Genomic DNA, 21,645 nt, shown 5'->3' with positions numbered 1-21,645 from the left:
CTTTTTGGCCATTGCCCCCAAGTATTTTGGTGGTTTTATGAGAAAGTATAACCGTGATTTGGATATTGTTTTGCAACAGTCTCATTTTACACATGCAAAGTCCGTCTGCGTTGACTAAGACAAAACAAGGGGCTTAAGCCCCTTGTTATAAGTTGATTGAGAACTAAAAACCGAAAATTTAGGTTTTCAGACATTCTTTACGACAAGAATTAGGAATTTTTAGAAGAAACTGCCTTGGGATGTTGTTTAAAATATGCCTGGAGTTACTTGCAGAGCAACACTATGGCAGAAATTCAGTTGGTGATTGAGGGTAAAGATGCGATCGCAGCAACAGAGGCGCTTTTGGCAATTTCTGGTATATCTGGTAACTATGCAGTGAGTTCAGATGCACCGGAAAGAGAAGGAGTAACCGCAACAGTTGCTACCATCGTTGGTATTGTTGGGGGTGCGATCGCTATTGCTGAACAAATTCGCAAGTGGTATCAAGAGTATAAAGCCAAGCAGTCTGGTAAAAGAATTGAAAAGGTGTTGATTGTCGGGCGCAATGGCAGGCGACTTCTTTTAGAGGATGCAACCCTGGAACAGATTCGCCAAATTTTAGAATAGTAGAGACGCGATTAATTGCGTCTGTTGTTACGGAATTGGGGGTGGTAGACTTGGGGTAAATACTGAAGTCTCAAGATTGAGAACGTGCAAACCCTCCACCTCGACCTCAAACCAGTTGATGATAATTACGTAGAGTTACGTTACTTTATTGATAATCCAAATCAGTATGAAAAGCGATCGCTTCCTCTATTAGAAATCACCGATTTGATTGAGTTGGCGGAACGAGATTATTACGTTTCGTTTTTCCCAGAGGATTATACGATAACTGGACGGCGGTTGTATAACTGGTTGGATGGGAGCGATCGCTGGCTGCAACCCTTACTAGATAAGTATCGGCGTGAGGGGATTGTGTTGGCGATCACTGCAACAGAAAAACTTGCCCATCTGCCTTGGGAAGTGCTGCACGATGGCGTTAGCTTTTTGGTTGAGCGAGTCCCGGCTGTTGTCCCCGTGCGCTGGGTGTCCAATAGCGCGGTAAAAAAATTAACTATTGACGGGGAACCTGAAAACCGGGCGCTGCAAGTTTTGTTTATGGCAACTTCGCCCTTGGATGTCAAACCTGTGCTGGATTTTGAGGGAGAGGAAGCACGGATTTTGGAGGCGACAAAGCGGCAACCTTTAGCGCTGACGGTGGAAGAAAGCGGCTGTTTGTCGGAGTTGGGTTATTTAGTCGATTGTTACGACGGGGATTATTTTGACGTTTTACACTTGACGGGTCATGCTACTTTACAAGATGGGCAACCCCGCTTTATTACAGAAACCGAAATCGGTGAAGCTTTCTATACAAGTGCTAGGAATATAGCTCAAGAATTACAATTTCGAGTGCCTAAACTGATCTTCCTCTCTGGTTGTCGCACTGGACAAGCAGGCGATTCGGAATCTGTGCCGTCAATGGCTGAAGAATTGCTCAAATCGGGTGCAAAAGCAGTTTTGGGTTGGGGTCAAAAGGTTTTAGATTCTGATGCAACAGCCGCAGCTGCCGCACTATATCAGGAATTGTCAGCCGGAAAACAAATCACTGAAGCTGTTGCTTGTACATACCAAGCATTAATTAAGAACGAGGCGCGTGATTGGCATTTATTGCGTCTTTATGCAGGAGGTAATTTACCAAGTTCATTAGTCACACCTTTGCGGACTCGTGAACGTAAACCAGCACCACCGCTTTCTGTTTCTACCCAGTTTTTAGATCCTGCGGGTAAGGTGAAAGTCCCGACACGGGAGAGTTTTGTTGGTCGTCGCCGTCAATTGCAAAATTGTTTACGGGTGCTGAGTCAAGGTTTGCTATCCCACCCTTACCAAGGGGGGGACACAGGGGGGGTAGGGGTCTTGATTTATGGAATGGGCGGTTTGGGTAAAAGTAGTTTAGCAGCTAGGCTGTGTGACAGACTGCCGAATTTTGAGCGTGTTGTCTGGGTGGGGAGAATTGATGAAGCTAGTTTAGTGAGTCGCTTGGCGGAAAAGTTAGATGACAACGAACAACGCAAAAGCCTACAAAATTACGATGAAGAATTGAAATATCGGCTGAGGCGAGTTTTCCAGCAGTTGCATGATGCTGCAAAGCTGTTTTTGTTGGTACTGGATGACTTTGAAGTGAATTTGGAAACCCGCAATGAGAGTTATGTGCTGCAATCAGAAGCAGCAGAGGTAATGAAAGCTTTAGTTTGGGCAATTAGAGAAAATTTCACTTCCCACCGCATCATCATTACCTGCCGTTACGATTTTGAATTTACTCAGTTGCAGTATTTCCACAAGCAGCCGTTAGATGCACTGCAAGGTGCAGATTTGCAAAAAAAGTTTAGTCGCCTCACTGCCTTTAGTGCTAAATCTCAGGTGGATGAGGCGTTAAAATTCCAGGCGCAGAAGTTGGCGGATGGTAATCCCCGCTTGCTGGAATGGTTGAATAAGATTTTGCAAAATACAACAGTTGATGTGGCGGCAATTTTGAATCGGTTAGCAGCAGATCCGGTGGAGTTGCGAGAGCAAGTTTTAGCAGAGGCGCTGCTGGAACAGATGGATACAACCATGCGGGAGATGTTGTCACGGGGTTTGGTGTTTGAGTTACCAGTTCCAAGGGAAGCTTTAGCCGCAGTTTGTGAGAATATCCCCAATTTAGAACATTATATTAATCGGGCAGTGGCGTTGGGACTGTTGGAAGTGAGTCACGATCAAGCGTTACGAGTGCCGCGTATTTTACCTGTGCAGTTACCGAGAGATGGGGAAGCTTTGCATAAACAAGCGACTGAGGTGTTGTATCGCCTTTGGTGGGAGGAGGCAGAGAAATCCACAGAAGAACGAGGGTTAGAAATTCATCGGCTAGCATACAGAGGTAAAGCAGAAAAAATTGCTATTGATGTTACAACTGTGCTTGCAAGAACATGGATTAATCTCAGCCAATTTCGCCAAGCAACTAAGATTTGTCAAATTACTTTAAAAATCACCGACAACTATCATATATTTCATCAACTAGCCCGTTCTGAAAAAGAACTTGGTGAAATCGAACTAGCACTTAAAGACTATAAACAAGCTTTGAGTCGGTGTCCTGTCGAAGATGAAAAAAATAAAGCAGCAATTCTTCATAATTTGGCAGAAATATATGGTCAGCAAGGTCAAGTTCCAATAGCTACCAATCTTTTTGAGCAGTCTTTGGAAATTACAAAACGTCTCGGTGATTTTAAGGGGCAGGCTGCTACCTTGCACGATCTAGCTACTATCTATGCCAGCCAGGGACAGTCTGACAAAGCCATCACCTATCTACAGCAGGTTACTGAAATAGACGAACGCCTCGATAATTTACCAGGCAAGGCAACGACCTTGAATACCATAGCTACTATCTATGTCAATCAACGTAAACTTCAAGAAGCCATAACATATCTTCAGGAATCATTCGGAATCTATAAAAATATCGGTAATGTTCAAGGTCAGGTAGTAACTGCCCTTAATCTTGCAAATATCTATGATATGCAAGGTAAGCATAAAGACGCAATTATTATTCTAGATGAACTTCTAATAATTGAAGAAAATAATGGTTATATCCATGAAAAAGCCGTAACATTAAATAGCATTGCATTTATCTACGGTAAACAAGATCAATTTGACAAAGCAATTGCATATTTTAAACGCTCTTTTGAAATAACAAAAAGCCTCAAAAATGTTAAGGGTCAGGCAACAACACTTACTAATATGGCATTTATTAAGGCTAGACAGGGTAAAGTTAAAGAAGCAATTATCTTATACGAGCAATTATTGGAACTCCAAGAAAGCATTGATGATATTCCAGGGAAAGCCGCGACACTGGGAATGTTAGGGCGACTGTTGACAAAACAGGAAAACTTTGACATGGCACTTGCTCGTTTACAGCAATCCTTGGAGATATTGCAGCATATCCAATCTTCTGATGCTGAGGAAGTTAGGCAAATGGTAGCGAGAGTGGAAGATTTAATTCGTAATTCGTAATTTGTAGTTCGTAATTAAGAAAGTTGGAATTGAATTTGGCTTTTCAGGTTGGCAGCGATCGCCTATTTTGAAGAATTGTTATAAGCAATCCGTCTATTTTGCGTTAAGCTGACTCATCCACGAGTATTTGATATTCACGCGAGAGTCTTTGATATTCGTGAGCGAGTATTTGATATTCACGCAAGAGTCTTTGATATTCACGAACGAGTCTTTAATACTCGCGCGAGAGTCTTTTATACTCACGCGAGAGTCTATGATACTCGTGAGCGAGTCTTTAATACTCGTGGATGAGTCTTTGATACTCGCTCACCAGTTTTTTAGACTTGTGGCTTGGTTGTCAGAGATTGCGATCGCTGAAATTAAACTGGATTTTTTCAGACAGAGATTATGATGGACTATCCCAAGAGAACAGCGAGTTATGAAACTCTGTCCTAATATTGGCTGTTTATATAGCCACAACCCCCAGACAACTAAAGTTTGTCTCAAATGTGGCGAACAACTTCTGCTCAATCACCGTTATCATTTATGGCGACAAGTTGGGCATGGTGGGTTTGGCATAACATTCTTAGCTGTGGATGAGCAATTTCCCTCCCAACCTAAATGCATCATCAAACAATTTAATTTTCCTGCTTCATCTGGTCGCAACTCCTATCAAGCAATGAAATTATTTCGTCAGGAAGCAATGCGTCTTGATGAATTGCAACATCCACAAATCCCAAAACTGCTGGGGTATTTTGAACAAGAAAATCGTCTGTATCTAGTGGAAGAATGGATTCCAGGACAGACGCTCAAAGAAGAATTGCAAGAAAATGGAGTCTTTAACGAACAAAAAATTCAGCAAATACTCAAAGAATTATTGCCAGTGTTGCAATTTATTCATGACTTGCAAATTATTCACCGGGATATCAAACCAGCAAATATTATTCGTAGTTCTGTCCAGGGGAAATTAATCTTAATTGATTTTGGTGTTGCCAAACATATCACCGCTACAGCTTTACTACAAACAGGAACTACTGTAGGTAGTCCAGAATATATCGCTCCTGAACAAACTAGGGGAAAAGCAATACCAGCCAGTGACCTTTACAGTTTAGGTGTCACCTGCATTCATTTATTAACTGATATTTCCCCTTTTGATTTGTTTGATGTGACTTGCGATCGCTGGGTCTGGCGTGATTATCTATTACCAGGGAATACTATCAGTCCAGAACTCGGCAAAATTCTGGATAAGCTGTTGCAAAATGCCACCTTGCAACGTTACAAATCAGCGACGGAAGTTTTGCAAGCATTAAATTTCTGTGACCACATCGTTCCACAACAGTCAGTTAATAAGCTGCATTCTGAAGTAGGAGTTGACTATCATCGACTGCGCGATTTACTCGCCACTAAACAATGGCACTTAGCAGATAAAGAAACTTGGGTATTGATGTGTCAAGCTATCTCAAAACCAACTGGTAGCTATCTATTCATGAGTGATATTGCCAAGCTACCCTGTGAAGATTTACAGATAATTGACCAGTTGTGGATTAAATACAGTCAAGGACATTTTGGTTTTAGTGTGCAGAAACAAATATACGAAAGTCTTGAGTGTGATTATGTCAGATTTTGTAGTGCCGTTGGTTGGCATTTATATAATGTCAATTCTCCTCCCCAATGGCAATTCTTTTTTCAAAGTTCATCTCCTCTAGGACATTTACCTTCGCGTATTTGGGCTGGTGGGACTCAATGGTGGCGACACATAGACGCGGTGGCACAAAGATTAACAAATTGCTAATTTTCATAATGTTGTCTAAAAATAGCCCTCACTTGGGGGCAGAGATTGCACAGTTTATGTTCCGCGATCGCCCTTTTTGAAGAATCCCCTGTCATCAATCACCTTCTATTTATCCAAAGTCCAATCCCTAATGCATCCATATTGCCACAAACCACTTTCGCTGGTGGCAATCGCATTTATGCTACTAGCATTTCCAGTGATTTTCTTTGCCTTCACGGAACACGCAAACATACTTAATTAGTAAACGTAATATTCTCAGTAAAAGGCTCATCTAAATGAGCCTTCTAACAGAGAAAGGAGATATTAGCCTAAATCGAAAAGCAAGATTTCGCCGCCGATATTAGTACTAATTTCTAGCTGTTCTTCACCGTTGATTTGTACACCATCACCGGCTCTGAGTTCCTCACCATTTAAGTCAACTATGCCTCGCGCTACTTGTAACCAGGCATAACGACCAGGTTTTACTTGATAATTAACAACATCACCATCCTCTAAAACAGATGTATATAAATCAACATCTTGATAAATTGTCACAGCACCATCACGCCCATCTCTAGCAGCAATTAAGCGGAGTTTGCCGCGCTTTTCTTCTAGAGGAAAAGTTTTTTGTTCATATCTTGGTGCTAACCCTTCTCGCTCGGGAAGAATCCAGATTTGTAGTAAATGAAGTGGTTCAGTTGGCGAAGGATTAAATTCGCTGTGGCTGATTCCAGTACCAGCACTCATAATCTGTACATCACCAGGATGAATTATCGAGCCAGTACCCAAGCTGTCTTTATGCTCTACTGCACCTTCTAAGACATAAGTGAGGATTTCCATGTCACGATGACCGTGCATAGGGAATCCAGCACCAGGGGCCCCGCGATCGTCGTTAATCACCCGCAGAGAGCGAAATCCCATACGGTTAGGATCGTAAAAACTACCGAAAGAAAATGTGTGATAAGTATCAAGCCAGCCCATATTAACGTGACCACGGGAATTGCGATCGTGAATTAAGTGGGTAACTGTATTTTGAGACATAAATTTACCTCGTTGTTAATTATTTTTAGAAGAATTTAGAGTTCTGATTGATTAGACCTAATTTGTAACTATTTAAATAGTAGAGTATATACATATAAAATGAAAAGTACGCACTAAAAAGTGCTGTACTTACCAAAAAGATACTGTGAAATTTCACAGATATTTTTAATTGAATAAAATACACTTTTGCAAAACTAAATTACTACAATTTAAATTTTTGCACAACAAGATTAGCTGCTAGGGCGTGTTTTCTTGCCTCGTTGTATCCGAAAAAATAAGCGATCGCAGACGGTAAGCTTGACATAAGTACTACTAAGAGCTTTGAAAGGTATCAATGTAATCTTGACGTGGTGCGATCGCATTTTATTGGATCTGAAGTTAGGTAAGCAAGCCACTGGATACAAAGCGGCACTTAAAGCTCTCAATCGTTTCATTGCTGAATTAACTACAAGAGCATAGGCATTTCTGAATTCGCCAACAGTGTCTTCGCTACTTTTACCCCTTATAGCGCTATAACTATTTTGTTATAGCCGTAGTCACACAGGTTAGGACATAAGGATGGGGTGAATACTAGAGTTAGCAATAGTTTTACCTTCTGCCTCCTGCCTCCTGCCCTCTGCCTCCTGCCTCCTGCCTCCTGCTATAACTGTAGGGGTAACTGTGCCAGAAAAGATTTTTGTACACTAAGTAATCTCTTGAAGCCATTGGATTGCTATCTCTTGACAAAATGGTATTGTTTCACTAATGAATTTTAATAAATTCATCTGTAATTGGAATGAAAATTGCAAATTCCGTTCCCGATCCTAATACAGAATTGACTTCAATTCTTCCACCATGCTTTTCTTCTACAATTTGCCGAGCAATAGCTAGTCCTAATCCTGTACCTTTACCAACTGCTTTGGTGGTGAATAAATGGTCAAATATACGTGTTCTTACATCTTCACTCATTCCTTTACCGTTATCAGCAATTGATATTTTTAGGTGGTGATTTTCAATTGAAGTTTTAATGATAATTTTATGAGGGTTTACTTGAATTTCCTTAAAACTACGCTCGGTATTTGACTCATCCAATGCATCAATAGCATTGGCTAAGATATTCATAAATACTTGATTTAATTGTCCAGGGAAACATGGAATTGGCGATAATTTAGCGTACTCTGTGCCTACTACAATTTCTGGACGTTGTTCGTTAGCTTTGAGGCGATGTTTGAGAATTAAAATTGTACTATCAATACCTTCATTGATGTTAAATGGTACTTTATAATCTTTATCTGCACGGGAGAAAGTTCTTAAGCTGGTGCTAATATTTTTTAATCTGTCACAAGCTATCATCATTGCATCGATCATCTTTGGCAAGTCTTCTAAGCTATAATCCAAGTCAATTTCTTGGGCATGGTCTTTAATTTCCTCTTGGGGATTGGGTAGAGTTTTTTGATATAGTTTGAGGTGTTCGGTGATATCAGCCAAGGTGGGTTTAGCTTGTATAAGACTTGCAGAAATAAAGCCAAGAGGATTGTTCATTTCATGGGCTACCCCAGCAACTAAGTTACCTAGAGCAGACATTTTTTCATTTTGCACCATTTGTAGTTGGGCTTGTTGCAGTTCTTGCAGAGCTTTTTCAAGTTCCTGGGATTTTTGCTCAATTGCAGCTTCAGCACGTTTGCGATCGCTAATATCTCGAATGATAGTTGCCAGATATTCAACTTCGTCAGCGGCATTTTTGTGAGCAATGATCACCTGAGAAACAGGAATTTCATTGCCTTGGGAGTCGAAAATGGCTGACTCACCGCTCCAAGTTCCTTGGCGGATGGCGGTGGGAATAGCGACGGATTGCAGATATTCCATTGCTGTAGGTGGGGTGACTCTAGAAATGTGAAATCCAGCAGTACTATCTGCAATCTGCCAAAATCTCCGTCCAGCTGGATTAGTATAGAGACTATTGCCATTGGCATCTGCAATGCCAACAATATCTGGGGTAGCAGCCAAAATCTCCGAAAGTTGCTGTTGCTCTTGTTCAGCACGTTTGCGATCAGTAATATCAATTAGAATTCCATCCCATATCATTTCACCATCCTCGCCACGTTCTGGCTGGGAAGCAGCTTTTACCCATTTGATATTCCCATTGGGCGTAACAATGCGCCACTCATGTCGAAATGGGGTAAGATTTTGCGCTGACTCGACAACTGCTTGAAAAGCCTCTGCTCGGTCGTCGGGATGTTCAAAATCACGCAGACTGTATTTCCCTGACTTCACATCTTCTGGTGCTACTTCGTAAAGAGTTTGACACCCAGAACTGACGTAGGGTACTGAAGCTGAACCATCAGCTTTAATCCGGATTTGATAAATCAATCCAGGAATATTGTCTGCCAGTTTTTGAAAGCGGGCTTCACTGAGCCGTAACTTTTCCAGAGATTGTTCTAACTGTTGAGCATAGGTTTGTGAATCCTGATAAAGACGGGCATTTTCCAGAGAAATCGCCGCTTGGGTACAAAGAAAATTGAGAATGAGGATGCGATTACTCGTAAATACACCACTGGTGGAGCGATTCTTCAAATACAAAATCCCAATTAAATGTCTTTGATTGAGAATTGGCAAGCACAGCAAACTTTTTGGTTGTCGTTGACGTAAATACTCATCAATTACAGGTAAATTAGTTTTGAGTTCATCAATTACCACAATTTCTTGGGTGTTTTTGACGTACTGGATCAACTTGAGGGGTAAGTCGGGATTGCCCTCTAGGGGTTGGGAACACAGTTTTGTGTTTTCGGTTGTGGCAATGGCTCTCACCTCCCATCCTCCTTGACTATTAGGTAGGATTAAGGCACAGCGATCGCCTCCTGAATGTTGCAGAATAATTTGAGTCAGTTGGTGCAGCAGTTCATCCAGTTGAATCGTGCCAGAGAGGCTTTGAGAGGCTTTGAGGATAGCGGCAAAATCGAGGGTAACATTAATGTTGGCGCTAGAGGAACAGCTCAAATCAGTCGAGCTATGAATCGAAAGCTGAGTAGCGTTCTGTGATAATGTTTCCAGCACATTCAGAGGTTGTATTCCTTGCTGGAGAATCAGGTGCAGTAAATTGGGGTAGCGGTTTTCCAGATCCTCGGTTTTGGCTTTTGCGCCCCAACGAGCATAACAGTAGTATGCTTCCTGCATATAGCCTGCTGCCACCTTCGGTTTGCCCCAACTTAGGTAAAATTTAGCTGCCAGTTCATTGCTGAGTGCTTCTTCTTGCACATAACCATGTGTTTTGGCTTGGGCAATAGCCAAATCGTAATTTTCCATCGCCTCAACAAATTGACCAAGTACTCGATAGCGTTCTGCTGCCACAAGTTGCCAACGATGTTGATGATTGAATGGAGCATGAGTTGCCCAAGTTTGTAGTTTTTCTTGATGAGCATTGATTCGCTCTAAAATAGCTGATTGTTCTTGGGCGTTAGCATCGATGTAGCGTGCTAGATGAATTAAAGCATCATAAAAAACTCGGACAACTACGACGAAATAGCCAGTTACAGCATTGCTATACTGTTCTGCTAAGGCTGCTTGTTGTGAGGCTGCTTGGTATTCTCCGAACAAATAACAGAGAAAAGCTTGATTGAGATGAAGATAGAATAACCCCGTGTGATTGCTGGCAGCTTGTAAGCTAGGCAAGATTTGGGCGGCATCGAAGACTTTGCCCTGTAAACAATAGGGAACTTCAGCTTGTCCTAATAAATTGAGAATCGCTTGCTGGTAGCATTTATGATATTTTATCGTTGCTTCTTGTTTGACCTGGCTGATGACTTGCCGATGAGTCTCCATTTCCTCAGCCAAATCATTTAATTCTCGACCACTCCAATAGCTACACTGACTATATGACACTAGGTTCAGCGCCACGCATTCCCAGTCTCCGTTTTCGAGTCCATTGTGGTAAGCTGACAGCAGACATGGAATAGTGTGATCTAGAGGTTCTTTCCAGTGTCGAATAAAGCTGTTGACAATAAAGTAAGCCCTGCTTTTAAAGGCGTTAATCTGGTGTTGTTCTAGTAACTTTAATGAAAGTTGTCCAAATTCATACCCGGCATCAATATCTCCCATGACACCACAGAGAATCAATCCGTAGTCTGCATAGGAAAAAATGGAAATAGACGAATTTCCACACTGGATGGACATCTCAACTTGCTTGAAGATCAGTAGTGGTAAAAGTGGAGGTGCAGCAATGTGTGCAGAAGGCACCAGTTTTGTCAAGATTTGCATGGCTGCAAGTTGATGCAAATCGCTCATCGCAGGCAAATCTAGCAAACTTAGGGGTGCGCGCCCCATCCATAGTTGCCGTGTTTGTTGGGCTGCTGCGCCAATATCTGCCATAGTCGGCTGTTCGGGAAATTCCACACCGAGTAATTTCAGCACCTGCAACCCAGTTTCAATTACCTTGGTAAATTGACCTTGAGACCGGAATGCCATCATTCGGGTTTCATGGACTTTAATAGTGTCCAGCAAAGAAGCAGCAGATTTTAATATAACATCACCCCATGCTGCCAGCTTGTCAAAGTCTGTATTCAGGCAGGCAGCTTCTAAACGCTCGTGATGCAAATTCAGGGTCAATTCGTAGTGTGCTGTCCAGGTATTAGAAGGTAGTAAATCAATGCCTTGGGTGAAGTAGTTGACGGCAGCATTATAGGCGATCGCTGCTTTTGCTTTGCGTCCTGCGATTAGATTCAGTTGGGCTAACTCAAGTTTTTTATCAGGCTGAACCAGCAAGTCAATGCCTATATTCAGGTGATTGACAATTTCAAAGATATTTGCTTCTAGTTCAGTTTCAGGTGTACTAGCGTGTAATAATTGACCGATCGCTAGATGAGTTGCTTGTTTGCAATCTTCCGCAATTAGCTTGTAAGCAGCTTGTTGGACGCGATCATGCAGAAAGCGATAAGTTAAATTGACACAGCGATCGTCAACCGCTGTTTGGGAATCAGCTTGTTCGCTACTCTCTGCCTGAAAGAACTTGTAAGTCTGGCTAGTTGGTACAATCAAGCCCTCTTGCAACGCTTTCCATAATGCTGTCGCAACATTGGTTGGAGACTGCTGTGAAACGATTGCCAAGGTTGTTAAATCAAAAGAGTTGCCTATACAAGCAGCTAATTTAAGTACATCTTGCGTTTTCATAGGTAATTTTTGTAACTGATGGCTAATAAATTCCACCACATCATCAGTAACAGATAGCGCCTTAATTTGGGCAATATCGCATTCCCAATAGCCTTGATGCCGATTAAAAGTAATTTGCCCATCTTCGTGTAAGCTTTTGAGAAACTGGGTGATAAAAAAGGGATTACCTTGAGTCTTACGATCGATTAATTCTGTCAAAGGAAGCGATCGCTCAGTCGCACAATGCAAGGTATCAGCAACCAACTGATTCGTATCACTTAAGGTAAGAGAGGCAAGGGTAATTGTATTGACAGTCTTTCCAGCTTTCTTCAGTTCCTCCACCGTCATGATAAACGGGTGGGCAGCTTGTACTTCATTATCTCGATAAGCCCCTAACAACAGTAGATAACGCCGATCCTCCATCAGCAATTTTATCAACTGTAGGGAAGCCAAATCTGCCCACTGTAAGTCATCCAAAAACATCACTAAAGGGTGTTCTGCTGTGGTAAATACAGCAATAAACTTTTGGAATAATAAGTTAAACCGATTCTGTGCCGCAGTTCCCGATAATTCTGGCGCAAGCGGTTGTTTGCCAATTACTCGCTCTAGTTCTGGAATTACCTCAATGATAACTTGGCCATTGTCTGCCACAACTTCGAGGATCTTGCTTTGCCACTGGGCCAATTGTGCATCAGATTCTGACAACAATTGCCCCATCAAATCGCGCAAAGCTTGGACAAAAGCAGAGAAGGGAATATTGCGATTGAATTGATCGAACTTACCTTTAATAAAGTACCCCTGCTGTCGGGTAATCGGCTTGTGGACTTCATTGACGACGGCAGTTTTACCAATCCCAGAAAATCCCGCTACCAGCATCATTTCTGCTGTGCCATTGGCTACACGCTCAAAAGCTTGCAACAAGGTAGTAACTTCTGACTCTCGTCCATAAAGTTTTTCGGGAATTAAGAAGCGATCGCAAATATCCTGCTTGCCAATGGCAAAATCCGTAATTTCTCCTGTATCTTTAAGTTGCGCCAAACAAGTTGCTAAATCATACTTTAATCCCAACGCACTTTGATATCTATCCTCGGCATTTTTCGCCATCAATTTCATCACGATATCTGAAATCGACTTCGGAATTTTGAATTTTGTTAGCGCAGCGTTAGCGAGTCCGCGAGCGTCATTTTGAATTTTGAATTTTGAATTTTGAATTTTGAATTGATCTGGTTGTTGTGCGATATGACAATGCACCAATTTCATTGGGTCATCCGAGATAAATGGTAACTCTCCGGTTAATAATTCATAAAATGTCACACCCAGTGCATAAAAATCGCTACGGTAGTCTATGCCTCGGTTCATTCTTCCGGTTTGTTCGGGAGAAATATAAGCGAGTGTACCTTCTAACACATTAGGATTTTTTATTTCTTGGGTTTCTTTGGGTAAGAGAGAGGCAATACTAAAGTCAATTAGTTGAACTTGTTTCGTTTGCGGATGAATCAGAATATTGGCGGGTTTGATGTCTTTGTGGATAACACGGTTGTAGTGTAAATCGTGGAGAATATCAGTTAATTGAATGGCGATTGTTAAAAGTTCCACCAGAGAGAGGGTAGTGGTTTGAATGTATTCTCGTAAAGCTACTCTTCCCGTATCTTCCATTACCAAAATATAACCATTACCATAGGGTTCTAATGATAAGGGATGAACGATTCCGGGAATGTTGAGATTTTTGCTAATAGTGTATTGGTTGCGAAATTGTAGTAATTCGTTGAAGCTGGGATATGCTGAGGTCAAAAGTTTGATGACGACTGCGAGTCTATCTTGCTCTCGAATAGCGTGATAGACTCTGGTTTTAGAGCCTGCATACAGTTGAGAGCTAATTTGATATCCGGGAATGATTGGGCTGGGGTTTTTAGTAGCCATCTATATATATTTTGATAAAAGTTGCTTTTTGCTTCTCTTTAAAAAGCAGTGCAGAGCGCGTCTACACTTTAAAAAGCCGTGCAGAGCGCGTCTACACTTTACTAGTATTCCCATCAACGCTTGCATAACTTGCCCCTGGTACATGAAAGACTCAAATTTTTTGCTCTTGTTATTATCAAACAGCTATGCATTAGTCACATCTTTCTTAACAAAAGAGTGAAGGTGTAGAAAGTAGATATAGCAGTAGTTTTAGGAATTGAAATCAACAGGGTGTGGGGGGTAGGGGTAGGGCAAGGCTATTTCATTCTAAAAAGTTGTTTGAGTATATCTAAACCAAAACAGCAGAGTCGTTGGACTTTTACCATATTTTTAAACATCTGTTCACAGTATAAATTGAGTGTAAAATTGCGAGCAATGGTAAAAATTTGAGGCAGAGGGTTAGTGCGAATTCTCCATGCATCCTCGCCCTGGCAAAGATCTCGAACATAGTGGACTTTATTCTTAACACCCCAATATCCACGGATACGCTCGGCAAATTCTTAGGCTGTTAAACTTAATGAAGAAATGTAATAACGAGTCTCAGTGTTCAGGAGGCAAAAGGCAGATCGCGTAGCGTGTCGTAGAACAAGGCAGGAGGAACCCACCCTTAAAAAGGTGGAATTGAAACAAGGACGTTTTATACGGCACTTCGTGCCGCTACGCTAACGCTGCAAGCATTCTTGGTATAATTATTAACCCAATTTGCTAGTTATTGATTGAGGCGATGTCTACGACGGGCTACGCCTACGCATGATTCATATTTTGATTCAGTAACACCGACAAAGGTGTTGCGGAATAAGTTATTGTTCTAAGGTTAAGAGCGATCGCGCTTTGTTTAGTGAAGCAGTGCGCTCATTTGCCTCAACTTAACTCAAACTGGTATAAAAGTAGCTCTACTGTTTAATACTCATTCAGAAGGTGCAAACTGTGCAAATATCTCTGCTCCTGTCAGGTTCTTAGTTTCATTGGCAAAACAGTAATATTTTGGTTTCTCATCAATGAATACCTGATGATCGAGAACAAGACCTTCACAATTCTGGAGTAGTCCAACAGGAATGAAATACTGGTTATTTTGTTTCAATTTATAAAATAGATGGCTACCACACTGCTTACAGAATCCACGTTCTGCCCACTGTGACGATTGATAAACCCCAATATTTTCTTCACCAGAGAAGCTAACATCACTTTCACAGTTAATAGCTAATAGAGGCCCTCCGCCCCAACTGCGACACATACTACAATGACACGCTCCCACATTTTTACTCATACTAGTTGTAGAAAGGCTTACCGCTCCACAGAGGCAGCTACCTTTTACAATGCTCATGTTAGACATATTATTTTCTCCAATTCCACGCAGGCGCTTCAAGCGTTCTGAGACTTTGATTGTGTTTCTAACCCAAAAACATTATATAGCCCTTGCTGCTGGGCTTAAATCTCCTGCAAATTAACAATATGAATCGCCTCGGCTAACTCTGGGTTATCCGCTAATAGTTTAGCTTCAAGCTCCAACTCTTGCTGCAACAGTTGGGCATTTCTGCACAAGAACATCTGCTTTAACCCAGATTAAAGAGATTGTTCTTGAAAGTGACATAATTTCATTACCACGAATAAAAAACAAGTTGACTCATGTTGAAAGTAATAAATATTCCTAGACAATACTCTTGGTATTTAAAAATATATATAATTTTATTTTTTAGTAATATATTTACTTATTTTATTACAGATTTTCACCCAGCTAACGCTCAAATAATACCCGATAACACTTTAGGAACGGCGTTGGGGCAAATAATCTTAATTTAGAAGCGGGGCGATCGCTCATCATTAATCCCAACCGCAGTATTATTCTCAATGGTGGTAATTTTAACGCCAAAATTAACGATGAAAATGCGATCGCCACCGAGAGAGATCCTGGAGTAGCGCAATTTTTGATAAACCCAAGTTCTCAAATCCTCACTAATGGCGGGAACAGAAAACAGTGGTGGTGGTAATGGTGGCAATATCAATATTAATAGTAAATTTATTACTGCTGTCCCTCAAGAAAACAGCGACATCACCGCCAATGCTTTTGCAGGAAATGGTGGAGATATCAACATTACGACTCAAGGTATTTTCGGCTTACAAGTTAATGACAAACTCACTCCAAATAGTGATATCACCGCCAGTTCTCAATTAGGCATCAATGGCATCGTTGATATTAATACTCCAGATGTTGATCCTACTAGAGGATTAACTCAATTGCCTTCTGTGCCTATCGACCCTAAAAATCAAATTGTGGCAGGTTGCCCTAGCAACGAAGAAGCAAATTTTGTGATTAGTGGACGAGGAGGTTTACCAGAAGACCCTCGCCAAGTATTGCGTGGTCAGGTAGTTTTGCAGGATATGCGATCTGGTGCAGATTCCCCAAATGAACTTTCAGGGCAAATTAGCAATAGAGAAATATCAAATACCAAACAGCAACCACTACTAGAAGCTAATGGATGGACGGTTAATCAACAAGGACAGGTGGAATTGGTAGCTAATATTAACCAAGTCAAGCTTAGTTATAGCAGAAATAAAGGTGATTGTGAGAACTGATCTCAATGTTACAGACGGGTGGAAAGTTTATCCCTGTTTTATAAAGTCAGGAGAACATATTGTGAGATAGCGCGTTCCTGTAGCGTTGCGTCGGAAAGCAACCTCTTTGCGACAGACACTACGCCGCCGTTCGTTGCAGCGCCTTGTTAGGCTCAGTGGTCGGACAATGGAGGTGGACAGATTTCCATGGTTTGAATCAAGCCATGCTCAATGGTATAACGATGACCAAGGTGCTGATCAAAAAGAACTGTTCCAGCTAGGTCACGCACAACCTGATGCACATCGACTAAAATATGCCCAGCATCCTCCGGGTAAAAGGCAATCGGCTCCACGTGCGGATTGATCTCAGACCATTGCTCCGTCCAGTAAGCGCGGACTGCTTGATGTCCATGGACATAACCGCCTTTAAACGCTTTCGGCCAAGCCAGATTAGGAGTCATTGTGGAGAGGGCAGCGTCAATATCTCGCGCGTTGAAGGCAGCGTACGCCGCGCGTATCAGTTCAATTTCTGGTGCAGGTTTATCTGGCATAAAAGGTGTGGTGAAGGACATGCAGTTGGGCCTCACAATTATTATACAGACCGCTTCTGCATAAGATCCCGCAGCGGGTGGATAGACCGAATGAGCATGGCTCAATAGCAGGTAACACTTTGAGAGCCGCTTTTGGCAAAAAAGCGACCAGTAAAGCATCCGTGAGAGGTTAAGATAAAATGTTTTTTGTCAATCAGTTAAAATACTCAAAACTATTTTATTAAGAATAATAATCAAACAGAATTTTTGACAGCTAAAATGTGAGAAAAAATTATTGTCACGAGAGAATAACTTTATAAAAAGTGGGCAACATTACTAGGTAAATTCAGTTATCAAACGAGGTAATGAAAAACTGAATTTACTACTATGCCCAAAACTGCAAAATGATTAATCAACGCCAAACTTACGAATTGTGAATTATAAATTGTAAATTACTATAACAATTTATGCGTATTCATCATCACATAATTTTAGGCTTACTATTCTTTTTCTTAATAACAACTATTTTCCCAACCACTGCCCAGTATTCTATTTCCCCAACTCAATTCCAGTCACCCTACTCGAACAAGGAAAACAACTTTATGATGCAGGAAAGTTGGTAGAAGCTGTACAAATTTGTTCACAAACAGCCCAAATATTTCAGCAAAGTAAACAGCAGTACTATCAAGTATTAAGTTACAACTATTTAGCTATTGTTTATCAAGATTTAGGCAAGTGGGAAGTAGCGCGATCGCTAATCACCTACGCACAGAATATCCTAAAAACAGTGGATGATTCCTTCCTTTACGCCTAAGTTATCAATACCCAAAGAAGTTTATAATTTAACACTGGTCAACCGGAATTAGCCTTAGAAACTTGGCAGCAGTCCGAGAAAATCTATCGTTCCCTCAAGAATGTAACAGGGATTGTGCTGTCGCAGATTAACCAAGCTCAAGCATTGCAAACTTTAGGAAAGTATCGTCGGGCACAAAGGCAACTAGAACAAATCAATCAAGACCTTGCTGTTTTATCTAATAATCTCCTAAAAGCCAGGGGATTGCGGAGTTTGGGGCTAACTCTGCAAGTAGTGGGAGATTTAGAGCGATCACAACAAGTATTATCGCAAAGTTTAGCGATCGCAAAGCAAGTAAATTCTACCACAGATATCGGGGAAACCTTATTAAGATTGGGAAATACTGCTAGAGCTAGGGAAGATTTTAAAGCTGCCTTAGAATTTTATCAACAAGCAAGCGCAATTGGTGACGCTCATACTGAATTAGAAGCATTGTTAGCTTCACTCAACCAAAAGAAAAAACGCCGCTAACTGTAGGTAAAAATTATGAATGGTCTTTGGTAGTTGTATGTGGAAAAACTGTGCAGCCAGACCTACGAGTAATTGAGCGACAAGGAGAAGAACAAAATACTCCTGGCATTTGTTTTGTTGACCCCAATAAGCGGTTGTTATAAGGTGTCTGAAAAAAGTCATTAATACTTTCAGCTATTGCACCAATTAAGACAATACGATTTTGGATTTTTTCTTTTGGTATCCGTTCTTGCAACAAATCTGTGATGGAAAAGCTTTGAAAATTTTGTTCTGTACCGTGATAATTAAGTAAAATTTGATAACCTCCAATTGAGCAGGTTTGGCAATATATTAAGCGCCAACTTCATTGGTTATTATCCAAAAATCTTGATGATTTACGTGCTGCTCTCTACGCTGAAAATTGGAAATTAACTAAATCATTTATTGCATCTGTTGATAGAAGACAATATATTTTGACCGCGTTATCTGTAACTGGCTTTTAGAAAATTGGTATTAGTAAAAATTTTAGTAAGTGTTAGAAGAATGCGAACAAATTGAAATTCATCAGGCATTGTCAAGTATTTTCAATAATTATTGGTTCAATTGGCTCACTAAGTTCAAAGGAGAAAATACGTGAATAAAAAAAGAGTTCAGCTTCGAGTGATTTTTTGATGTTTTCAGCTTTGCGAAAGCCATGTTGCTCACCTTCAAAGGGAAGATAAGCCACTGGCAGACCTTTAGTCTGCAAGGCTGTAACCATTGCTTGGGTTTGGTTTGGTGGAACAACTTTATCTTCTAGCCCCTGGAAAAAAATGATTGGGCAGGCAAGACGCTCAGTATGGTTGATTGGTGAGCGCTGTTGATAAATCTGACGTTGTTGTGGATAAGCACCAATTAAACGTTCCAAGTAACGCGATTCAAATTTGTGTGTATCCCGTGCTAAAGCTTCTAAGTCACTGACTCCATAGTAGCTGGCACCAACTTTGAAAGTATTACCGAAAGTCAATGCACAAAGTGTTGTATAGCCACCAGCACTACTACCGGAAATTGCCAAACGCTCGCCGTCAACTATCCCTATGTTCACAAGGTACAATGCACCAAAGACGCAATCATCAACATCGACAATTCCCCACTGACCATCTAATCTTTGACGATACTCTCGTCCATAACCTGTACTACCACCATAATTCACATCTAGAACTGCTATACCCCGGCTAGTCCAGTATTGAATCATAAAACTTAAGTTACTAGAAGCCGCTGCGGTTGGGCCACCGTGACTTTTGACAATCAGAGGCGGTTTTTCAGTTTCAAGAGCAGTGTAATCACGGTTTTTGGGTGGATAAAATATAGCATAGGCGGTTTGACCATTGGCTGTCGGGTACTCAATTGACTGTGGAAGGGAAAGATAACCAGGATCAATAGTTACATCACTGGAGCGGCGTAACACTTCTAATTTTTCAGTAGCCAAATCAAGTTGCACAATAGCTGTTAACTCAGTTGGAGAACTGGCGCGAAAAACTACTTTTCCTGCGGTTACTTTGACACCACTAATTTCTGTATATGGAGTTGGCAATAGTTTCAATTGACTTGTTGTTGTGTCAAGACTGGCTAAGTACCAAATACCTTGTTGTGTATATGTGCAGATCATACGGTTAGCTGACTCAAAACCATACGTTGACGCGCCTAGCACCCACAAGGGACAACCGAACTCTGCCTCCATTTGTGTCAATGCTTCAATATTTTCATCTTGCCAACGATAGAGATTCCACCAACCAGTACGGTCACTAATAAAGTATAAGTTGTTATCACTAGACCACTCTGGCTGAAATATAGATTCGCTTAAACCACCTGCAATTTGTTGAGTATTACCTAAACTGCCATCTGCTAAAAGTTCTCCTACCCACAGTTGAGTACCATCCCACGGCATATTTGGATGGTTCCAAGCCAGCCAAGCCAAGCGAGAGCCATCAGGACTAAGACGTGGTGAAGCGTAAAAGTCGTTTCCTGATACTAAAGTTTTGCTATCTCCTGCTAATCCTAAACTCACCAGTGTGTTAATCGGCTCACGACCAGCAATAGTGTGATCCTCAGATACACAAATAATTCGGTGACGTTGACGCTCAAAAATTCCGTCTGCATAACGCACAGCAGCTTCTGGTGTGATGGCTTGTGGTTCAGTATTTATCTGCTGACGATAGAGGCGTTGATCTGCAAAATTACTGAAGTAAACAGTGCCATCAACGACGAAAAAAGAGTTACCGCCATATTCATGAACACGGGTACGTACATTGAAAGGGACAGGAGTGATATCCTGAATTTGATGATTGATATTCCGTTTCACGATTACAGTTCTACCTTGTTCAGACGGTCGGAACTCGCTCCAATAAACGTCTTCACCATCAAGAGCAATTTGCCCCAATCCAATTGTACGTGCAGTAATTAAATCTGTTGTGATGGGAGATTTCCAAGAACCGTAAGATGCTACCTTTGGTTGAATCACGCGCTAAAGCTCCTTAGTTTTAATAATTAATGTCATTATCGAACTTCTAATCGCCCAATGTTCGACTTACCTCAAAAATTAGAAAAAACTAGGACGCAATCACAGATTGACTAAGCTATTTCAATAACTTGAACCAAAGCGATCGCGATCACAACCCCAACAATTCACCCAATTGAGAGCAGCTGCAATCAGTTGACCAAACTTGGTCGGATCTATATCGTCAAACTCCAGCATCATGCCCCAACGCTCTCACTAGTGAGGGTGGAAAGAAACTCTTTGATTGTATCAACCCCAGACTCTACTCAAAATCTGTATATTGCGGAGGACTAGCTCCAACTCGCTGAGTAATTCTGGGATATTTACCAGATTGAACGAGGTCTTTTATGTTTATGACATTGATCTGATGCCACCAATCATCACCAAAATCAAACCAATAACCAAAAGCATCATCAATAGATAAACCCAACGACGCAATTGATGTACTAGATACATCTCCTGTAGGCGCTGGTGTAAAATCGGAACTGGAAAATGCTTGTTTTATGCAATAGCGTCTTGCATTTGGATCTTGCGGTCTACTTCCTCCCACTTGGAATTCGTACATATGTTCATCTTGGCGGTCGAATGCTTTAAAGATGATTTTATGCAGATCTGCTAAAGTATTACTACCTTTGATCTCAATTGTTCGAGACACCACTGGATTTTCTGCTGCAAATTTCTCTGTAATTGGGCCATCAATTAAAAAAACCTCTAGCAGGTATAGCGCATTTGAAGAAGGGTTAACCGCTTTTTTGGTAATGTTTTCTGATTTTTTAGTTTTAGCCATATTCAT

14 protein-coding genes and 1 pseudogene are annotated in these 21,645 nt (G+C 41.2%); 6 read left to right on the top strand and 9 right to left on the bottom strand.

What is annotated here, in order from left to right; all coding sequences use genetic code 11:
- Window positions 1-282: 282 nt before the first annotated feature.
- The 3 genes from V7K56_RS33625 to V7K56_RS33615 all read left to right on the top strand — a co-directional run bounded on the left by V7K56_RS33625 (window position 283) and on the right by V7K56_RS33615 (window position 5,830).
- Window positions 283-606 carry a hypothetical protein gene (locus tag V7K56_RS33625; RefSeq protein WP_334917945.1) on the top strand — a complete coding sequence of 108 codons (324 nt, stop codon included), beginning with the start codon at window positions 283-285 and terminating at the stop codon, window positions 604-606.
- Between the two features lie 84 nt (window positions 607-690).
- The gene (locus V7K56_RS33620; protein WP_334917943.1) at window positions 691-4,059 is read left to right on the top strand and encodes a tetratricopeptide repeat protein; all 3,369 of its coding nucleotides are present in this window, start codon (window positions 691-693) and stop codon (window positions 4,057-4,059) included.
- 418 nt (window positions 4,060-4,477) lie between these two features.
- Window positions 4,478-5,830 (top strand): serine/threonine-protein kinase, encoded by a 1,353-nt coding sequence (locus V7K56_RS33615; RefSeq protein ID WP_334917941.1) that lies wholly within the window; start codon window positions 4,478-4,480, stop codon window positions 5,828-5,830.
- 303 nt (window positions 5,831-6,133) lie between these two features.
- Here V7K56_RS33615 and V7K56_RS33610 read toward each other — a convergent pair whose 3' ends face one another.
- The 5 genes from V7K56_RS33610 to V7K56_RS33590 all read right to left on the bottom strand — a co-directional run bounded on the left by V7K56_RS33610 (window position 6,134) and on the right by V7K56_RS33590 (window position 15,876).
- On the bottom strand, window positions 6,134-6,850 hold the full coding sequence (locus tag V7K56_RS33610; protein WP_334917939.1) for a pirin family protein: 717 nt from the start codon (window positions 6,848-6,850) through the stop codon (window positions 6,134-6,136).
- Window positions 6,851-7,080: 230 nt separating this feature from the next.
- Entirely contained in the window at window positions 7,081-7,284 is a 204-nt protein-coding gene (locus V7K56_RS33605; protein WP_334918080.1) for a hypothetical protein, read from the bottom strand.
- Between the two features lie 307 nt (window positions 7,285-7,591).
- Complete coding sequence (locus V7K56_RS33600; RefSeq protein ID WP_334917937.1) at window positions 7,592-13,891, bottom strand: ATP-binding sensor histidine kinase; 6,300 nt, start codon at window positions 13,889-13,891, stop codon at window positions 7,592-7,594.
- Window positions 13,892-14,837: 946 nt separating this feature from the next.
- Complete coding sequence (locus V7K56_RS33595; RefSeq protein ID WP_334917935.1) at window positions 14,838-15,263, bottom strand: GFA family protein; 426 nt, start codon at window positions 15,261-15,263, stop codon at window positions 14,838-14,840.
- Window positions 15,264-15,726: 463 nt separating this feature from the next.
- Entirely contained in the window at window positions 15,727-15,876 is a 150-nt protein-coding gene (locus V7K56_RS33590) for a hypothetical protein (RefSeq protein WP_334917933.1), read from the bottom strand.
- 10 nt (window positions 15,877-15,886) lie between these two features.
- Between V7K56_RS33590 and V7K56_RS33585 the strand changes: the two genes are divergently transcribed.
- Window positions 15,887-16,504, top strand: coding sequence for an S-layer family protein (locus V7K56_RS33585; protein ID WP_334917931.1), 618 nt, complete (start codon window positions 15,887-15,889; stop codon window positions 16,502-16,504).
- Window positions 16,505-16,656: 152 nt separating this feature from the next.
- On the opposite strand, the gene V7K56_RS33580 is transcribed toward V7K56_RS33585, so the two are convergent.
- The gene (locus tag V7K56_RS33580; RefSeq protein WP_334917929.1) at window positions 16,657-17,055 is read right to left on the bottom strand and encodes a nuclear transport factor 2 family protein; all 399 of its coding nucleotides are present in this window, start codon (window positions 17,053-17,055) and stop codon (window positions 16,657-16,659) included.
- A gap of 574 nt (window positions 17,056-17,629) precedes the next feature.
- Here V7K56_RS33580 and V7K56_RS33575 point away from each other — a divergent pair.
- A complete protein-coding gene (locus V7K56_RS33575) occupies window positions 17,630-17,827 on the top strand; it encodes a hypothetical protein (RefSeq protein ID WP_334917927.1) in 198 nt (65 codons plus the stop codon).
- Between the two features lie 114 nt (window positions 17,828-17,941).
- Entirely contained in the window at window positions 17,942-18,337 is a 396-nt protein-coding gene (locus V7K56_RS33570; RefSeq protein WP_334917925.1) for a tetratricopeptide repeat protein, read from the top strand.
- Window positions 18,338-18,491: 154 nt separating this feature from the next.
- Here the strand turns inward: V7K56_RS33570 and V7K56_RS33565 are convergent.
- The 3 genes and pseudogenes from V7K56_RS33565 to V7K56_RS33555 all read right to left on the bottom strand — a co-directional run.
- Window positions 18,492-18,584 (bottom strand): annotated as a pseudogene (locus tag V7K56_RS33565) (hypothetical protein); the annotation flags it as partial.
- A 306-nt stretch (window positions 18,585-18,890) separates the two neighbouring features.
- Entirely contained in the window at window positions 18,891-20,816 is a 1,926-nt protein-coding gene (locus V7K56_RS33560) for a S9 family peptidase (protein ID WP_334917923.1), read from the bottom strand.
- A 298-nt stretch (window positions 20,817-21,114) separates the two neighbouring features.
- Window positions 21,115-21,639 (bottom strand): plasmid pRiA4b ORF-3 family protein, encoded by a 525-nt coding sequence (locus tag V7K56_RS33555; RefSeq protein WP_334917921.1) that lies wholly within the window; start codon window positions 21,637-21,639, stop codon window positions 21,115-21,117.
- Window positions 21,640-21,645 lie beyond the last annotated feature (6 nt).

Origin of the sequence: Nostoc sp. (assembly GCF_036917535.1) — a bacterium.
In the GTDB taxonomy this organism is placed as follows: Bacteria; Cyanobacteriota; Cyanobacteriia; order Cyanobacteriales; family Nostocaceae; genus Nostoc.
Note: the sequence above shows the minus strand (reverse complement) of the source record. Positions and strands in the feature narration are given on the sequence as shown.

Bases quoted from the DNA above. Each gene is read 5' to 3' on its own strand.
- V7K56_RS33625 (WP_334917945.1), top strand. From the start codon at position 283: ATGGCAGAAATTCAGTTGGTGATTGAGGGTAAAGATGCGATCGCAGCA.
- V7K56_RS33615 (WP_334917941.1), top strand. From the start codon at position 4,478: ATGAAACTCTGTCCTAATATTGGCTGTTTATATAGCCACAACCCCCAG.
- V7K56_RS33610 (WP_334917939.1), bottom strand. From the start codon at position 6,850: ATGTCTCAAAATACAGTTACCCACTTAATTCACGATCGCAATTCCCGT.
- V7K56_RS33605 (WP_334918080.1), bottom strand. From the start codon at position 7,284: ATGAAACGATTGAGAGCTTTAAGTGCCGCTTTGTATCCAGTGGCTTGC.
- V7K56_RS33600 (WP_334917937.1), bottom strand. From the start codon at position 13,891: ATGGCTACTAAAAACCCCAGCCCAATCATTCCCGGATATCAAATTAGC.
- V7K56_RS33595 (WP_334917935.1), bottom strand. From the start codon at position 15,263: ATGTCTAACATGAGCATTGTAAAAGGTAGCTGCCTCTGTGGAGCGGTA.
- V7K56_RS33585 (WP_334917931.1), top strand. From the start codon at position 15,887: ATGGCGGGAACAGAAAACAGTGGTGGTGGTAATGGTGGCAATATCAAT.
- V7K56_RS33580 (WP_334917929.1), bottom strand. From the start codon at position 17,055: ATGTCCTTCACCACACCTTTTATGCCAGATAAACCTGCACCAGAAATT.
- V7K56_RS33555 (WP_334917921.1), bottom strand. From the start codon at position 21,639: ATGGCTAAAACTAAAAAATCAGAAAACATTACCAAAAAAGCGGTTAAC.